This is a genomic window from Delftia sp. GW456-R20 (assembly GCF_001622915.1).
Classification (GTDB): Bacteria; Pseudomonadota; Gammaproteobacteria; order Burkholderiales; family Burkholderiaceae_C; genus Comamonas; species Comamonas acidovorans.
The window spans coordinates 3,426,291-3,440,851 of sequence record NZ_LWCN01000004.1; the positions used below are offsets into that span (position 1 = coordinate 3,426,291).

A 14,561-nucleotide genomic window follows, 5' to 3' on the forward strand; every position below is an offset into this window, starting at 1 on the left:
TCCCGGTCTTTCGATACGGAAAGATCATGGAAGAATGAGCCGCCCCATGGAAATTCCAGTTTCTGCCGAAAAATAGGATTGCCAAGGGGAAGTTGCCGGCTCTCCCACCCGGAACGGGCTTGGGAAAAGCCTAGGACAAGCGGCCGGAGCAAGGGCCTTCATGATGTGCTGCCGCCACACATCGCCCCGGCTGGCCGCCCCCGGATCAGGGCGCCGCACGCCCGCGCAGCCGCTCAGGGGTTCACAGTGTCCTGGCGATGATCTCCTTCATGATCTCGTCGCTCCCCCCGTAGATCCGCCCTATGCGCGCATCGGTCCAGGCGCGGCCGATCTGGTATTCGGTCATGTAGCCGTAGCCGCCATGCAGTTGCAGGAATTCGTCGAGCAGGCGGTTTTGCAGCGCCGTGGCATTGAGCTTGACCATGGCCGCCCGGTCGGGGGCGAGAGCGCGGCGCAGGTGCAGGGCGATGCAGTCGTCCACGAAGACGCGCAGCATGGTGGCCTGGGCCTTGGCCTCGGCCAGCTTGAAGCGCGTGTTCTGGAAGTCGAACACCGGCTGGCCGAAGGCCTTGCGCTCGCGCGTGTAGGCAATGGTCTTGTGCAGGAAGGCCTCGATGGAGGCGGCGGCGCGCACGGCCACCACAAGGCGCTCCTGGGCCAGTTCGTGCATGAGGTACTTGAAGCCCGCGTTCTCCTCGCCCAGCAGGTGGTCGGCCGGCACGCGCACGTTGTCGAAGAACAGCTCCGAGGTGTCCTGCGCCATGAGGCCGATCTTCTCGAGCTTGCGGCCCTTGGTGAAGCCGGGCATGCCGTCCTCGACCACGATCAGGGACACGCCCTTGGCACCCATCTCGGGCGCGGTCTTGGCGACGACGATGACCAGCTCCGAATTGATGCCGTTGGTGATGAAGGTCTTCTGGCCATTGAGCACGTAGTGGTCGCCCTCGCGCCGCGCCGTGGTGCGCACGGACTTGAGGTCGCTGCCCGCGCCGGGCTCGGTCATGGCGATGGCGCCGATCAGCTCGCCTGCGGCCATGCGCGGCAGCCAGCGGTCCTTCTGCGCCTTGCTGCCATAGGCATGGATGTAGGGCGCGACGATGTCCGAATGCAGCGGAAAGCCCAGCCCGCTGGCGCCCGTGCGCGCGATCTCCTCCAGCAGCACGGCCGCATGGCCGAAGTCGCCGCCGCCGCCGTAGGGCTCGGGCAGCATGGGGTTGAGCAGGCCTTCGCGCCCGGCCTTGCGCCAGACCTCCTTGGGCACGATGCCCTGGCGCTCCCATTCGGCATGGTGGGGCACGATCTCGCGCTCGAAGAAGCGGCGGGCCTGCTCGCGGAACTGTTCATGGTCTTCGCGGTAGACGGAGCGCTCGGTCAGGTCTTGCATGGGTCGGTATCCGGTGGTTGTCGGTGAGGAAAGACGGTGAAGGGCCGTTCAGGCGCTGCGCAGGTTGAAGCCCGCGTGGGGCTGCTCGCGCAGCCTGTCCTTGAGCACGCGGCGCAGCAGCTTGCCCGTGGGCAGGCGCGGCAGCTCGTCCACGAACTGCAGGCGCTGCGGGCGCTTGAGGCGCGACAGCGTGGCGCCGGCCTCGGCGACGATGGCGCGCGCCATCTCGGCGCTGGCCGCATGGCCCTGGCGCAGCACGACCACGGCCATGGGCTGCTCGCCGAAGTCGGGCTCGGGCACGCCGACCACCGCCACCTCCTGCACGGCCGGGTGCGTGGCCAGCGCGTTCTCTATCTCCTGCGGATAGAGGTTGACGCCGCCCGACAGGATGAGGTCGGCCCGCCGGTCGCTGAGGAACAGGTAACCCTCTTCATCCACATGGCCCAGGTCGCCATAGGTCGCCCAGCCACGCTCGTCGATGGCCTCGCGGGTCTTGGCGGGGTCGTTGAGGTAGGCGAAGGGCGCCACGTCCGAGAAGAACACGCGGCCGATCTGGCCCGCAGGCAGCTCCTGCCCGTCGTCGCCCACGATGCGCAGCCGACCATAGCTGGCGCGGCCCACGGAGCCTGGACGCCGGCGCCATTCGGCGGAGTTGATCAGGGTGATGCCGCAGCCTTCGGAGCCTGCGTAGTACTCCAGCAGGATGTCGCCCCACCAGTCCAGCAGCGCCTGCTTGACGGCCACCGGGCAGGGCGCGGCCGCATGGATGGCGCAGCGGTGGCTGGACAGGTCATAGCCGTGCCGCACCTCCTCGGGCAGCTGCAGCAGGCGGCCCAGCATGGTCGGCACCCACTGGCTGTGGGTGATGCGGTAGCGCTCGATCATCGCCAGCGCCTGCTGTGCGTCGAAGCGCGCCGTGATCACCACCGCGCCGCCGCCGTCCAGCGTGCGCAGGCAGTAGCGCAGCGGCGCTGCGTGGTACAGCGGCGCGGGCGAGAGGTAGACCGCGTCGGCATCAAAGCCCATGTTGCGCTGCCAGGCCAGGAATTCGGGATCGGCCTGCGTGCGGTAGAGCGCCGCCGGCAGCGCCTTCTTGATGCCCTTGGGCCGGCCCGTGGTGCCCGAGGAGTACAGCAGGTCGCGCCCCAGCGGGCGGCCTGACAGATCGATGGGCGCGGGCGCCTGCGCACGCCAGGCGGCCAGGGCATCGGCCAGCGACGGCAGGCCCGTGGATGCGCAGTCTCCGTCCACCGAATGCACGGTGGCGGCCAGCGCGGCCGGCAGCTGCGCCGCCGTGGCGGCCGAGGCAAAGACATGGCGCGCCCCGCTGTCGCCCAGGATGTAGGCCACCTCGGGGGCCGTCAGGTGGGTGCTGATGACCACCGCGTACAGGCCCGCCAGGCGCGCGGCCAGCACCAGCTCCAGGATCTCCACGCGGTTTTCCATCAGCACGGCCACCGTGTCGCCGGCCGCAATGCCCTGCCCGGCCATCCACTGCGCCACCTCGCGCGAGCGCTGCGCCAGCGCGCCCGCCGTGTGCTGCTGGCCGCTGTCGCCCATGGTCAGCGCAACGCGGTCGGGCCGGGCATCGGCCCAGCTGTGAAAGTCATGCACGCCTGTCTCCTTTGCTTTTTTGAATCCGCCGTCTCGAATTCATCGGGTTTTCAGCAAGTATTTTTGTTTACGCTCGGTTTTTCATCCGGGAAAACGCTTTGTTCAATGCAAATTTCGAGACTTATCATTCATTTCGTGAACCTCCAGTCTCATTAAATCAGCATGAACACTCCCGTCATCGTCGATGCCATCCGCAGTCCCATGGCCCGGGCCAAGCCCGATGGCGCCCTGGCCCAACTCCACCCCGTCGATCTGCTCAGCCAGGTGCTGGAGCAGCTCGTGCAGCGCAACCGCATCGACCCCGGCGCGGTGGACGATGTGATCACCGGCTGCGTGAGCCAGGCCGGCGAGCAGGCCGGCACGCCGGGCCGCCTGGCCTGGCTGGCCGCAGGCCTGCCGGCCCATGTGCCGTCCACCACCATCGACCGCAAGTGCGGCTCCAGCCAGCAGGCCGTGCACTTTGCCGTGCAGGCCATCATGTCGGGCACGCAGGACATGGTGATCGCCTGCGGCGTGGAGTCCATGAGCCGCGTGCCCATGGGCAGCTCGCGCATGGGGCAGAACACCACGGGCGCGCGCTTCGATGCGCGCTTTGCGCCGGGGCTGGTGGGCCAGGGCGTGTCGGCCGACCTCGTGGCCGCGCGCTGGGGCCTGGGCCGCGAGGAACTGGATGCCTATGCCACGCGATCGCACCAGCGCGCCCATGCGGCCCAGTCGGCCGGGCACTTCGAGCGCGAGATCGTGGGCATCACCACGCCTGCCGGCCTCGTCACGGCCGACGAGACCATCCGCCCGGGCACCACGGCGCAGAAGCTGGGCGCGCTCAAGGCCGTGTTCCAGAACGACGAGCTGTCGGCGCGCTTTCCGCAGATCCGCTGGCACACCACGGCGGGCAATGCCTCGCAGATGACCGACGGCGCCAGCGCCATGCTGCTGATGAGCGAAAAGCGCGCCCAGCAACTGGGCCTGCGCCCGCGTGCGCGCTTCGTGGCGCTGGACGTGGTGGGCGACGATCCGCTGTACATGCTCACGGCCCCCATTCCCGCCACGCGGCGCGTGCTGGCCAAGGCCGGCATGCGGCTGGAGCAGATGGACCACTGCGAGATCAACGAGGCCTTTGCCTCCGTGCCGCTGGCCTGGCTGAAAGAGCTGAAAGAACTGGGCGCCGACCCCGAGCGGCTGAACCCGCGCGGCGGCGCCATCGCCCTGGGCCATCCGCTGGGGGCCTCGGGCATCCGCCTGATGACCACCATGCTGCACGCGCTGGAGGACAGCGGCGCGCGCTATGGCCTGCAATCCATGTGCGAGGCCGGCGGCATGGCCAACGCCACCATCATCGAACGCCTGTGAGCCAGGCACCGGAGACACATCCATGCAACTGCAAGAGAACATGACGGCCCTGGTGACGGGCGGCGTATCGGGCCTGGGCGAGGCATCGGCCCAGGCGCTGCTGGAACGCGGCCTGAACGTGGTGGTGGTGGACCTGAACGAGGACCGCGGCGCGGCCATGGTGGACGCCGCCCGCCAGCGCCACGGCAGCCGCCTGCGCTTCGTGAAGGCCGACGTGGCCGACGCCGACCAGATGGCCGCCGCCATTGCGGCCGCCGAGGACTTCGGCGAGTTCCGCGCCCTGGTGCACTGCGCGGGCGTGGGCGGGCCGCTGCGGCTGGTGGAGAAGGACGGCAGCCCCGGCTCGCTGGACAAGTACACGGGCATCGTCCGCGTGAACCTGATCGGCACCTTCAACACGCTGCGCCTGGCCGCCGCCAGCATGGCGCGCAACGAGCCCGTGCAAGGCGAGCGCGGCGCCTGCGTGCTCACGGCCTCGGTGGCGGGCTACGAGGGGCAGATCGGCCAGATTCCCTATGCGTCGGCCAAGGCCGGCATCATCGGCATGACCATCGTCGCCGCGCGCGACCTGGCCACGCGCATGATCCGCGTGTGCACCATTGCGCCGGGCCTGTTCGACACGCCCATCCTGGCCAAGCTGCCCGACAACATCCGCCAGTCGCTGGCCGCCTCCGTGCCCAACCCCGCACGCCTGGGCCACCCGTCCGAGTACGCGCTGACCGCGCTGCACATTCTTGAAAATCCCATGCTCAATGGCGAGACGATTCGCCTGGACGGCGCCATCCGCATGAGTCCTCGCTGAGAAGCGCCCTGGCCCAGCACACGCGCGGAGAAGAAACACCATGTTCAAACGCCTCACGCTGGCGGCTGCCGCCTGGCTGTGCGCCACGGCAGCCATTGCAGCCGATGCCTGGCCCACGCGGCCCATCACCCTGGTCGTGCCGGGCGCGGCCGGAGGCTCCACCGACATTCCCGCGCGGCTGCTGGCACTCAAGCTGGGCGAGCGGCTGGGGCAGCCCGTCATCGTGGACAACAAGCCCGGCGCGGGCGGCTCCATCGGTGCCAGCCAGGTGGCACGCGCGCAGCCGGACGGCTATACGGTGCTGGTGGGCAATACGGGCTCCAACGCCATCAACTATACGGCCTACAAGAAGCTGCCCTACAGGCCCGAGGACTTCGTGGCGCTGACGGACATGATCTCGTTCTCCAACGTACTGGTTGTGCCGCAGGCATCGCCGGTGCGCTCGCTGGACGATCTGCTCAAGGCCGCGCGGCAGGCGCCGGGCAAGCTGTCGTTCTCCTCGGCCGGCGTGGGCCAGACCACGCACCTCATGGGCGAACTGCTGCGCGAGCGCACGGGCGTGGACGTGGTGCATGTGCCCTACCGCGGCTCGGCACCGGCGACGGCGGCCATCGTGTCGGGAGAGACGCAGTTCATGTTCGACAACCTCACGGCCTCGCTGGTGCATATCAAGGCGGGCAAGCTGCATCCCATCGCCGTGACGGGCGCGCAGCGCGAGCCCGAGCTGCCCAACGTGCCCACCACCACCGAGCTGGGCCTGCAGAACTTCGACAAGGTCGGCTGGATGGGTTTCTTCCTGCCCGCGCAGACGCCGCCCGCCGTGGTGCGCAAGCTCACCGACGGCCTTGTCGCCGTGCTCCGGGACCCCGAGGTGGCGCGCCGCTACCGCGAGCTCGGCGGCCGCCCGGGCGGCATGCCGCAGGCGCAGTTCACCCAGCTGGTGGACAACGACCGCAAGAGCTGGGGCGCGCTGATCACCAGCCGCCAGCTGCAACTCGACTGAACTGATTTCGACGGAGACACCATGAAGGTGCTGGACAGCGTGCGCGTGCTGGAGATTGGCGGCATCGGCCCGGGGCCGTTCTGCGCCATGCATCTGGCGGACCTGGGGGCCGATGTGGTGTCCATCGTGCGGCCCGAGGCGGAACCCGCAGCCACCTCAGCCGCCTCCGCGCTGTCGCGCGGCAAGCGCTCGGTGTTCGCCGATCTCAAGTCGCCCGAAGGGCGTGACCTGGTGCTGGCCCTGGTGCGCGATGCCGATGCGCTGATCGAAGGCATGCGGCCCGGCGCCATGGAGCGCCTGGGCCTGGGACCCGAGGCCTGCCAGGCCCTCAACCCGCGCCTGGTCTATGGCCGAATGACGGGCTGGGGCCAGGACGGCCCGCTGGCCCAGGCTGCCGGCCACGACAACAACTATGCGGCCGTCTCGGGCGCACTGTGGGGATGCGCGCCGGCCGGCGCGCGGCCGGTCTCGCCGTTTGCCACGCTGGGCGACATCGGCGGCGGCGCCATGTACCTGATGACGGGGCTGCTGGCCGGCATCGTGCAGGCACGCGCCACGGGGTGCGGCACCGTGGTGGACGCGGCCATCGTCGATGGTGCGGCGCACATGCTCAACCTCATGCTGCATGCGCGCCAGCGCGGGCTGGTGGCCGACGAGCGCGGCCACAGCATCCACGACAGTGCGCCGTTCTACGAAACCTATGCCTGTGCCGATGGCGGCTTCATCACCGTGGGCGCCATCGAGCCGCAGTTCCACGCCCTGCTGCTGGACAGGCTGGGCCTGGCCGATGCCGCAGCGTTCCAGGGCCCCCAGTGGGACCGCGCCGCCTGGCCCGCGCGGCGCGCGCAGCTGCAGACGCTGTTCGCCTCCCGGCCCCGCGCGCACTGGCAGCAATTGCTGGAGGGCAGCGATGCCTGCTTCGGCGCCGTGCTCAGCCCTGTGGAAGCCGCCAGCCACCCGCACCTGCAGGCGCGCGGCGTCTATCTGCAGCCCGAAGGCGGCGCCCTGCAGGCCAGCCCCGCGCCGCGCTTTGACGGCCAGGCCTATGCGCCGGGCCCTGCGAATGCCGCAGGCTCCGACACCGCCAGCGTGCGGGATAAGGTGAGCGCAGGGCGCGCGCAGGAAGTCTGGCGCAGCGCCCGCTGATTCACGAGAGGCTGGAGGCGCCCAGCATGCCTTCGACCAGGCGCACCAGCGTGATCAGGCGCGGCCCGGCATCGCTTTCCAGCGCGCGGCTCTGCGGGCTGTAGATGGGCAGGGAGACCGAGAACACCCAGTATTCGCCGTCCTTGGCCGTGGACATGGGCACGGCAATGGACTGGATCTCGCGGTGCAGGTCGCCGTGGCTGCGGCAAAAGCCATGCTCGGCCAGGTCGCGCCGCGCATCGTCGAGCCGCTCGCGCAGTTGCTGGGCGCGTGCGGGATCGTCGGCCTGCAGTTCCGCGATGAAGGCCTCGCGCTCGGCCTCGGGCAGGCTCAGCAGGTAGGCGCGGCCCGTGGCGGTGCGCGACAGCGAGATGTGCACCCCGATCTCGGGCAGGAAGACCTTGTTGGTCAGGCCGTTGGCCAGCTCCACCAGGCACAGCTGGCGGCCATGGCCCACGGCCAGCTGGATCTGGCCCTCCAGGTGATTGGCCAGCTCCTGCATGTGCGGCCGCGCGAACTGGCGCATGTGCATGCGCGCCAGCACGGGCGAGGACAGGTTCAGCAGCCCCACGCCCGGCACGTACTTGGACAGGCGGTCCGAGTAGCGCATCAGGTTCAGTTCGCACAGGGTGTCGATCAGGCGGAACAGCGTGGGCTTGGGCAGGCCCGTCATGTCCATCAGTTCACGGGCGCTGAGTTCCTGGTGCTTGTTGGAAAAGCACTGGAGCACGGAGATGCCGCGCACCAGGGCGGCCACCAGCTTGCCACTGTCTTCTGTGTTCATGAATGGTTTTCGGCACTGCTAAAGATGAAACGATTGTCTCAATTTTCCGGCTGCCGGGCGGCAAATCCACCGGCCTTGCCGCAGTGCAAACCCTGGCGCCACCGCCGGCCGGCGCAAGCGGCAAGTCCTGGCACGGCACAATTGCCGCATCCGGCTGGCGTTGCGCGCCAGCCACTCACTTTCCAGAGCCTGCCGTGTCCGAACCGTCCTCCGCCGTCCCGCCTCCCGAGCCGCCAGACTACGACGCCTTTTTGCGCGCCCATGTGCTGAGCCAGCCCCTGAGCATCCAGCGCTATGACCGGGAAGACGAAACCATCTGGGTCAAGCGCGCGGGCGCCAGCAACCCGGCATGGCGCTATCGCGCGCTGGCCCTGCTCGCCTTGTGCCTGCGCCTGCCCGTGCTGCGGCCCGTGCCCAATCCCGGCGGCCACGAAGCCATCCGCACCGAGGTACGCCGCCTGCGCCAGCTCGCGCAACGCGGCCTGCGCGTGCCTGCCGTGCTGGCCGAGTGCGAGGACGGCTTTGCCATGCGCCACCTGGGCAGCCCCGGCGTGGAGGCGCCCTCGCTGGGCAATGCCATGGAAGCCGCCCTGCCCCGGGGCGACGGCAGCACGCTGGCGCTATGGTTGCAGGGCCTGCAGACGCTGCAGCAGGTGCATGGCAGCGGCGACTGCCTGAGCCAGGCCTTTGCGCGCAACATGGTCTGCTGTGCCGATGGCGTGATCGGCTTCATCGACTTCGAGGACGACCCCGCCGCCCACCTGCCCCTGGCGCTGTGCCGCGTGCGCGATGCCCTGTGCTACGCCCACTCCACGGCCTGGATACTGGAGCAGGCCGGCGCCATGCCGGCCGCGCGCACGGCCTGGCAGGATTTCGTGCAGTCCATGGAGCCCGAGACCCGCGCCCTGATGGCCCGCACCGTGAAACAGCTGGCCTGGGTGCGCCGCCTGCCCGAAAGCCGCCGCCTGGGCCGCGACATGCAGCGCGTGCGCATGGCCTACACGCTGGTGACGCCGTAGCGGCAGCGGGTTGCAGGCCTCAGCCGGGCCTCAGCCGGGCTTCAGCCGGGCCTCAGCCGGGCTTCAGCCGTGCAGGTGGCCCAGCGAGGCGCTGACGCGCGCCGCTTCGGCGCGCAGGGCCCGGGCCACTGCGCCCTGCGGCTCCGGGTCGAAGCCGCCGCTGGCGCCCAGCGCGCACAGCACGCCCACCACATGGCCCGTGTAGTCGTGCAGCGGCGCCGCCACGGCGCTGATGCCCGGCAGGTTGACGTCGCGCACCGAGGCGCAGCCCGCAGCGCGGATCTCGCGGCGCAGCACGCCCAGCGGGTCCGCGCCATCGAGCAGCGCGCGCCGCGCGGCCGGCGCCTCGGCCAGCTCCCGGGCCAGCAGCGCATCCACGCGGGCATCGTCGTCCATGAAGGCGAAGAAGGCGCGCCCCGTGGCCGACCACAGCAGCGACATCACCGAGCCCACGCGCACATTGACGGTGACCGGCAGGCCCGGCTCCTCGAAGCGCACGATGGTCGGCCCCAGGTTGCCCATCACAGCCACGAAGCTGGTGACCTGCAAGGCCTCGCGCAGGTGCAATAGGGCCGGCTCGGCCAGGCGGATGGGGTCGGACTGCCGCATGGCGGCCAGGCCCACGCGCATGGCCTCGGCCGCCAGCGCGTACTGCGTGCCGCCACGGTCCTGCTCCACCAGCCCCTCGGCCATCAGGCTGGCCAGGTAGCGGTGGACCTTGGCCGGGCTTTCCTCCACCGCGCCCGCGATGGCCGTGAGGCTGGCGCGTCCGCCCAGCGTGGCCAGGGCCTTGAGCACGGCCAGGCAGGTCTCGGCGGCCTGCACGCGCTGGCGCCTTTCGCGCGGCGGCGCGGGCTCGTCAATCTCGGAGGCAGCAGTGGAAGTCATGGCGGCAGGGCGGGTCTGGAAAGGCCTGTTTTAAGGGCTGGCGGGGCATTGTGCCGCAGCTTGCGGGTAATCCCGGGCGGTGTTTTTACGCAATGCGTAGAAAAATTACGCAAAACAAGATTCCATGGATTCCACCTAGGCCTCACCGGAGACAAGCCCCATGCACAAGCGCCTTTTCCTCACCACACTGGCCGCAGGCCTGCTATCGGCCACCGCCCTGCCCGGCGCGCTGGCCCAGGACGGATTCCCCAGCAGGAACGTGCGCTGGATCGTTCCCTACGCGGCCGGCGGCGGCTCGGACTTCCTGGCCCGCACCATAGGCCAGGCCTGGGGCGGCCAGGTGCACCAGCCCATCGTGGTGGACAACCGCCCGGGCGGCAACACGGCCATAGGCGCCTCGGAAACCGCGCGCGCCGCCGCCGATGGCTACACCGTGCTGTCGGCCGACAACGGCACCCTGGTCTTCAATCCCGTGCTCTACAAGAGCCTCAGCTACAACCCCGCCAGGGACCTCGCGCCGGTCACGCTGATGGGCCGCTTCCCGATGATCCTGGTGGCCGGCCCCGGCATGGCAGCGGCCACGGCCAAAGACTTCCTGGCCCAGGCGCGCACCAGCAAGGACGGCGTGAACTACGCCTCGGCCGGTGCCGGCAGCCCGCACCACCTGGCCATGGAACTGCTCAGGGTGGAGGCCGGCCTGAAGCTGGTGCACGCCCCCTACAAGGGCGCGGCACCGGCCCTGGGCGACGTGGCGGGCGGCCAGGTGCCCGTGATGATGGTGGACCTGGCCGCGGGCGCAGGCTTCATCAAGGGCGGCAAGGTCCGCCCGCTGGCCGTGGCCAACGCCACGCGCCTGCCCCAGTTGCCCGACGTGCCCACCTTCGCCGAGCTGGGCCTGCCCAAGGTACAGGCCGCCGCCCTGGTGGGACTGGTGGCGCCCGCCAAGACCCCGGCCGCGGTCATCGCGGCCCTGCACAGGCAGGTCGTGGCCGCGATCAACGAGCCCGCCGTGCGCCAGAAGCTCGTGGATTTCGGCGTGGAGCCCGTGGGCAACACGCCCGAGCAGTTCGCCGCGCTGCTGGCCAGCGAAAGCACGCGCTGGCACCAGCTGATCCGCGACCAGAACATCACTTTGGATTGACCCTCCGCGCCTGCCTGCCTGCGAACCTGCCATGACTGCCTCCGCCGCCCCCGACACCGCCCCGTCCGCCTTTGCGTCCGGCTCTGCGCCCACCTCCGCGCGCTGCCCCTTCGACCACCGCCAGCCCAGCGGCCAGACCGGCCCCACGGGCTGCCCCGTCAGCGCGGGTGCCGCGGCCTTCGACCCGTTCAGCGACGGCTACCAGCAGGACCCGCCCGAATATGTGCGCTGGGCGCGCGAGCAGGAGCCGGTGTTCTACAGCCCGCAACTGGGCTACTGGGTGGTCACGCGCTTCGACGACATCAAGGCGGTGTTCCGCGACAACATCGCCTTCAGTCCCTCGATCGCGCTGGAGAAGATCACGCCCACGGGCGAGGAGGCCAATGCCGTGCTGGCCTCCTACGGCTTCGCGCTGAACCGCACCCTGGTCAACGAGGACGAGCCCGCCCACATGCCGCGCCGCCGCGCGCTGATGGACCCGTTCACGCCCGAGGAGCTGCGCCACCACGAGCCCATGGTGCGCGAGCTGGCACGCGCCTATGTGGACCGCTTCATCGACGACGGCCGCGCCGACCTTGTGGACCAGATGCTGTGGGAGGTGCCGCTGACCGTGGCCCTGCACTTCCTCGGCGTGCCCGAGGAGGACATGGACAGGCTGCGCGAGTACTCCATCGCCCACACCGTCAACACCTGGGGCCGGCCCCGGCCCGAGCAGCAGGTGGCCGTGGCCCATGCGGTGGGCAACTTCTGGCAGCTGGCCGGCAAGGTGCTGGCCAAGATGCGCGAGAACCCCGATGCGCCGGGCTGGATGCAATATGGCATACGCAAGCAAAAGGAGCTTCCCGAGGTCGTCACCGACTCCTACCTGCACTCCATGATGATGGCCGGCATCGTGGCCGCGCACGAGACCACGGCCAATGCCACGGCCAACGCCGTCAAGCTGCTGCTGCAGCATCCCGGCGCCTGGAAGCAGATCTGCGAGAACCCCGCGCTGATCCCCAATGCCGTGGAGGAATGCCTGCGCCACAACGGCTCGGTGGCCGCCTGGCGGCGCCTGGCCACGCGCGACGGGGTGATCGGCGGCGTGGCCGTGCCGGCGGGCTCGAAGCTGCTCATCGTGACCTCGTCGGCCAACCACGACGAGCGGCATTTCGCCGATGCCGACTTCTTCGACATCCACCGCGACAACGCCGGCGACCACCTGACTTTCGGCTATGGCTCGCACCAGTGCATGGGCAAGAACCTGGCGCGCATGGAGATGCAGATCTTCCTGGAGGAGTTCACGCGCCGCCTTCCCCACATGCGGCTGGCCGAGCAGCGGTTCACCTACGTGCCCAACACCTCGTTCCGGGGTCCCGAGCACCTGTGGGTGGAGTGGGACCCGGCCCTCAACCCCGAGCGCGCCCGTCCCGCCCTGCTGCAGGCGCGCCAGCCCGTGCGCATCGGCGAAGCCCTGCAGGGCGGCGCCAGCCGGCCCATGGTCGTGGCCGAGGCCGAGGCCGCCGCCGAAGGCGTGCTGCGCCTGCGCCTGAAGGCCGCCGATGGACACGCCCTGCCGCGCTGGACGCCGGGCTCGCACATCGACCTGCAATGCGGGGACACGGGCCTGTCACGCCAGTACTCGCTGTGCGGCGACCCGCAGGACACCGGCAGCTACGAGATTGCCGTGCTGCGCGAGGCCAACGGCCGTGGCGGCTCGGCCTGGGTGCATGAGCATCTGCACCGCGGCGCCACCGTACAGGTGCGGGGCCCGCGCAACCATTTCCCGCTGGACGAAGGCGCCAGCCACCTGATCCTGGTGGCCGGCGGCATCGGCATCACGCCCATCTCGGCCATGGCACGGCGCGCCAGGGCGCTGGGCCTGTCCTATGAAATCCACTACAGCGGCCGGCGCCGCGCGGGCATGGCGCTGCTGGCGCCGCTGCTGGCCGAGCATGGCGCCAGGCTGCATCTGTACGTGGCGGAGGAAGGCCGGCGCGCCGACTACGCCGCCCTGCTGGCCACGCCGCGCGCCGGAGCCCGCATCCATGCCTGCGGACCGGCGCGCCTGCTGGACGGCCTGGAGGCCGCCAGCCGCCACTGGCCCGAGGACAGCCTGCGCGTGGAGCATTTCGTCTCCACCGTGGGGGCGCTGGACCCTGCCAGGGAGCAGGGCTTCGAGGTGGAACTGCGCGCCTCGGGCCTTGTGCTGCAGGTGCGCAACGACCAGACGCTGCTGGACGCCCTGCGCAGCGCGAAGATCGAAGTGCAAAGCGACTGCCGGGAAGGGCTGTGCGGGTCCTGCGAAGTGCCCGTGCTCGACGGCGAGGTGGACCACCGCGACATGGTGCTCACGCGCGGCGAGCGTGCGGCCTGCACCAAGATGATGAGCTGCTGCTCGCGCGCCAGGAGCGGCAGGCTGGTGCTGGGCCTGTAGTCAGGACTCCGCTGCCCTGTGCCCGCAAGCCCGGCGCCCAGAAACACAAAAGCCCCAAGGCCATCATCGGCAATGGGGCGATCGCATCGGTGGGCGCGCTTCGGGGCGCACCTGCCTCCAACCGGATTACTGGTTGGCGATTTCGAGCTCGGCGTTGCGGGCTTGCTGGATGAAATCGATCAGGGAATAGATTGCTTGGCGCATGGTGAACTTCCTTACTGAGACGCTCAACAATCACTGGCGGCATGCATCTCAAGTGCCGCGAATGCCGGGAAAACCCTCTAAGCGTTTACCCTAGGTCTAAGTATAAACCACTAGATCCGCCCATGCAAAGGCACAGTTGTAAGCGCACGTCAAGATTCCGCAGAGGCGCCCAACTGCGTCCCAATGTCAGGCATGGGATGATTCAGGCTTATGACCGCGCCTTCCGTTTCCCTCGCACCCTGGCACATAGAGCCGCTGAACCCGGCCGAGGCGCCGTGGCCGCTGCTGCTGTCGGCGGATCCGTCGCGGGAGAAGGTGCGCGGCTATCTGGCGGGCTCCACCTGTTTTGCCGCGCGCGAGTCCTTCCAGCGCGAAGGCCAGCCGCCGCGTCCCGGCGGGCGCGGCGAGGTATTGGGCATGTGCGTGCTGGTGCCGCTGCGCGCCAGCGGCGATGAGGCCTCAGGCCCACCCGCCTGGGAGCTGATGAACATCGCGGTTGCGGAATCGCTGCACCACCGGGGCCTGGGCAGCGCCCTGCTGCGGCGTGCCATCGAATGGGCGCGCTCCCAGCGAGCGCCGCGCATCGAGGTCGGCACGGGCAGCTTCGGCGACCAGCTGGTCTTCTACCAGCGCGCGGGTTTTCGCGTGACGGGCATAGACCGGGATTTCTTCCTCAGGCACTACACCACCCAGCTGTGGGAGCGCGGCGTGCAGCACCGCGACATGCTGCGCCTGACGCTGGAGCTGGGCACGGGCCGCTGAGGGCCTCGCGGGCGAGGTGAATCACGGGGAGTGAGGGCATGGCGTGAT

At 69.8% G+C, this 14,561-nt stretch carries 12 protein-coding genes; 8 read left to right on the forward strand and 4 right to left on the reverse strand.

Features of this window, described 5'->3' with window-relative positions:
• Positions 1-241 precede the first annotated feature (241 nt).
• Positions 242-1,384, reverse strand: coding sequence for an acyl-CoA dehydrogenase family protein (locus tag A4F85_RS20640; RefSeq protein ID WP_063327604.1), 1,143 nt, complete (start codon positions 1,382-1,384; stop codon positions 242-244).
• Positions 1,385-1,432: 48 nt separating this feature from the next.
• Positions 1,433-2,998 carry an AMP-binding protein gene (locus A4F85_RS20645; protein WP_063327605.1) on the reverse strand — a complete coding sequence of 522 codons (1,566 nt, stop codon included), beginning with the start codon at positions 2,996-2,998 and terminating at the stop codon, positions 1,433-1,435.
• A gap of 162 nt (positions 2,999-3,160) precedes the next feature.
• Between A4F85_RS20645 and A4F85_RS20650 the strand changes: the two genes are divergently transcribed.
• The 4 genes from A4F85_RS20650 to A4F85_RS20665 are packed head-to-tail and all read left to right on the forward strand — an operon-like array spanning position 3,161 to position 7,299.
• Complete coding sequence (locus tag A4F85_RS20650) at positions 3,161-4,348, forward strand: thiolase family protein (protein WP_063327606.1); 1,188 nt, start codon at positions 3,161-3,163, stop codon at positions 4,346-4,348.
• A 22-nt stretch (positions 4,349-4,370) separates the two neighbouring features.
• On the forward strand, positions 4,371-5,150 hold the full coding sequence (locus tag A4F85_RS20655) for an SDR family NAD(P)-dependent oxidoreductase (protein ID WP_046988290.1): 780 nt from the start codon (positions 4,371-4,373) through the stop codon (positions 5,148-5,150).
• Between the two features lie 40 nt (positions 5,151-5,190).
• On the forward strand, positions 5,191-6,153 hold the full coding sequence (locus tag A4F85_RS20660) for a Bug family tripartite tricarboxylate transporter substrate binding protein (protein ID WP_063327607.1): 963 nt from the start codon (positions 5,191-5,193) through the stop codon (positions 6,151-6,153).
• A gap of 21 nt (positions 6,154-6,174) precedes the next feature.
• Positions 6,175-7,299: a CaiB/BaiF CoA transferase family protein gene (locus A4F85_RS20665; protein ID WP_063327608.1), complete on the forward strand. Its 1,125-nt coding sequence runs from the start codon at positions 6,175-6,177 to the stop codon at positions 7,297-7,299.
• A gap of 1 nt (position 7,300) precedes the next feature.
• Here A4F85_RS20665 and A4F85_RS20670 read toward each other — a convergent pair whose 3' ends face one another.
• The gene (locus tag A4F85_RS20670) at positions 7,301-8,083 is read right to left on the reverse strand and encodes an IclR family transcriptional regulator (RefSeq protein ID WP_063327609.1); all 783 of its coding nucleotides are present in this window, start codon (positions 8,081-8,083) and stop codon (positions 7,301-7,303) included.
• 194 nt (positions 8,084-8,277) lie between these two features.
• Here A4F85_RS20670 and A4F85_RS20675 point away from each other — a divergent pair, with 194 nt between their 5' ends.
• Entirely contained in the window at positions 8,278-9,102 is an 825-nt protein-coding gene (locus A4F85_RS20675) for a hypothetical protein (protein ID WP_013804734.1), read from the forward strand.
• Between the two features lie 63 nt (positions 9,103-9,165).
• Here the strand turns inward: A4F85_RS20675 and A4F85_RS20680 are convergent, their stop codons facing one another.
• A complete protein-coding gene (locus A4F85_RS20680) occupies positions 9,166-9,990 on the reverse strand; it encodes an IclR family transcriptional regulator (protein WP_063327610.1) in 825 nt (274 codons plus the stop codon).
• Between the two features lie 160 nt (positions 9,991-10,150).
• On the opposite strand from A4F85_RS20680, the gene A4F85_RS20685 reads away from it, so the two are divergent.
• The 3 genes from A4F85_RS20685 (at position 10,151) to A4F85_RS20695 (ending at position 14,513) form a co-directional block, all read left to right on the forward strand.
• On the forward strand, positions 10,151-11,131 hold the full coding sequence (locus A4F85_RS20685) for a Bug family tripartite tricarboxylate transporter substrate binding protein (RefSeq protein WP_063327611.1): 981 nt from the start codon (positions 10,151-10,153) through the stop codon (positions 11,129-11,131).
• Between the two features lie 31 nt (positions 11,132-11,162).
• Positions 11,163-13,547, forward strand: coding sequence for a cytochrome P450/oxidoreductase (locus tag A4F85_RS20690; protein WP_063327612.1), 2,385 nt, complete (start codon positions 11,163-11,165; stop codon positions 13,545-13,547).
• Between the two features lie 414 nt (positions 13,548-13,961).
• Entirely contained in the window at positions 13,962-14,513 is a 552-nt protein-coding gene (locus A4F85_RS20695) for a GNAT family N-acetyltransferase (protein WP_034389533.1), read from the forward strand.
• Positions 14,514-14,561 lie beyond the last annotated feature (48 nt).

Bases quoted from the DNA above. Each gene is read 5' to 3' on its own strand.
- A4F85_RS20640 (WP_063327604.1), bottom strand. From the start codon at position 1,384: ATGCAAGACCTGACCGAGCGCTCCGTCTACCGCGAAGACCATGAACAG.
- A4F85_RS20650 (WP_063327606.1), top strand. From the start codon at position 3,161: ATGAACACTCCCGTCATCGTCGATGCCATCCGCAGTCCCATGGCCCGG.
- A4F85_RS20655 (WP_046988290.1), top strand. From the start codon at position 4,371: ATGCAACTGCAAGAGAACATGACGGCCCTGGTGACGGGCGGCGTATCG.
- A4F85_RS20660 (WP_063327607.1), top strand. From the start codon at position 5,191: ATGTTCAAACGCCTCACGCTGGCGGCTGCCGCCTGGCTGTGCGCCACG.
- A4F85_RS20665 (WP_063327608.1), top strand. From the start codon at position 6,175: ATGAAGGTGCTGGACAGCGTGCGCGTGCTGGAGATTGGCGGCATCGGC.
- A4F85_RS20670 (WP_063327609.1), bottom strand. From the start codon at position 8,083: ATGAACACAGAAGACAGTGGCAAGCTGGTGGCCGCCCTGGTGCGCGGC.
- A4F85_RS20680 (WP_063327610.1), bottom strand. From the start codon at position 9,990: ATGACTTCCACTGCTGCCTCCGAGATTGACGAGCCCGCGCCGCCGCGC.
- A4F85_RS20685 (WP_063327611.1), top strand. From the start codon at position 10,151: ATGCACAAGCGCCTTTTCCTCACCACACTGGCCGCAGGCCTGCTATCG.
- A4F85_RS20690 (WP_063327612.1), top strand. From the start codon at position 11,163: ATGACTGCCTCCGCCGCCCCCGACACCGCCCCGTCCGCCTTTGCGTCC.
- A4F85_RS20695 (WP_034389533.1), top strand. From the start codon at position 13,962: ATGACCGCGCCTTCCGTTTCCCTCGCACCCTGGCACATAGAGCCGCTG.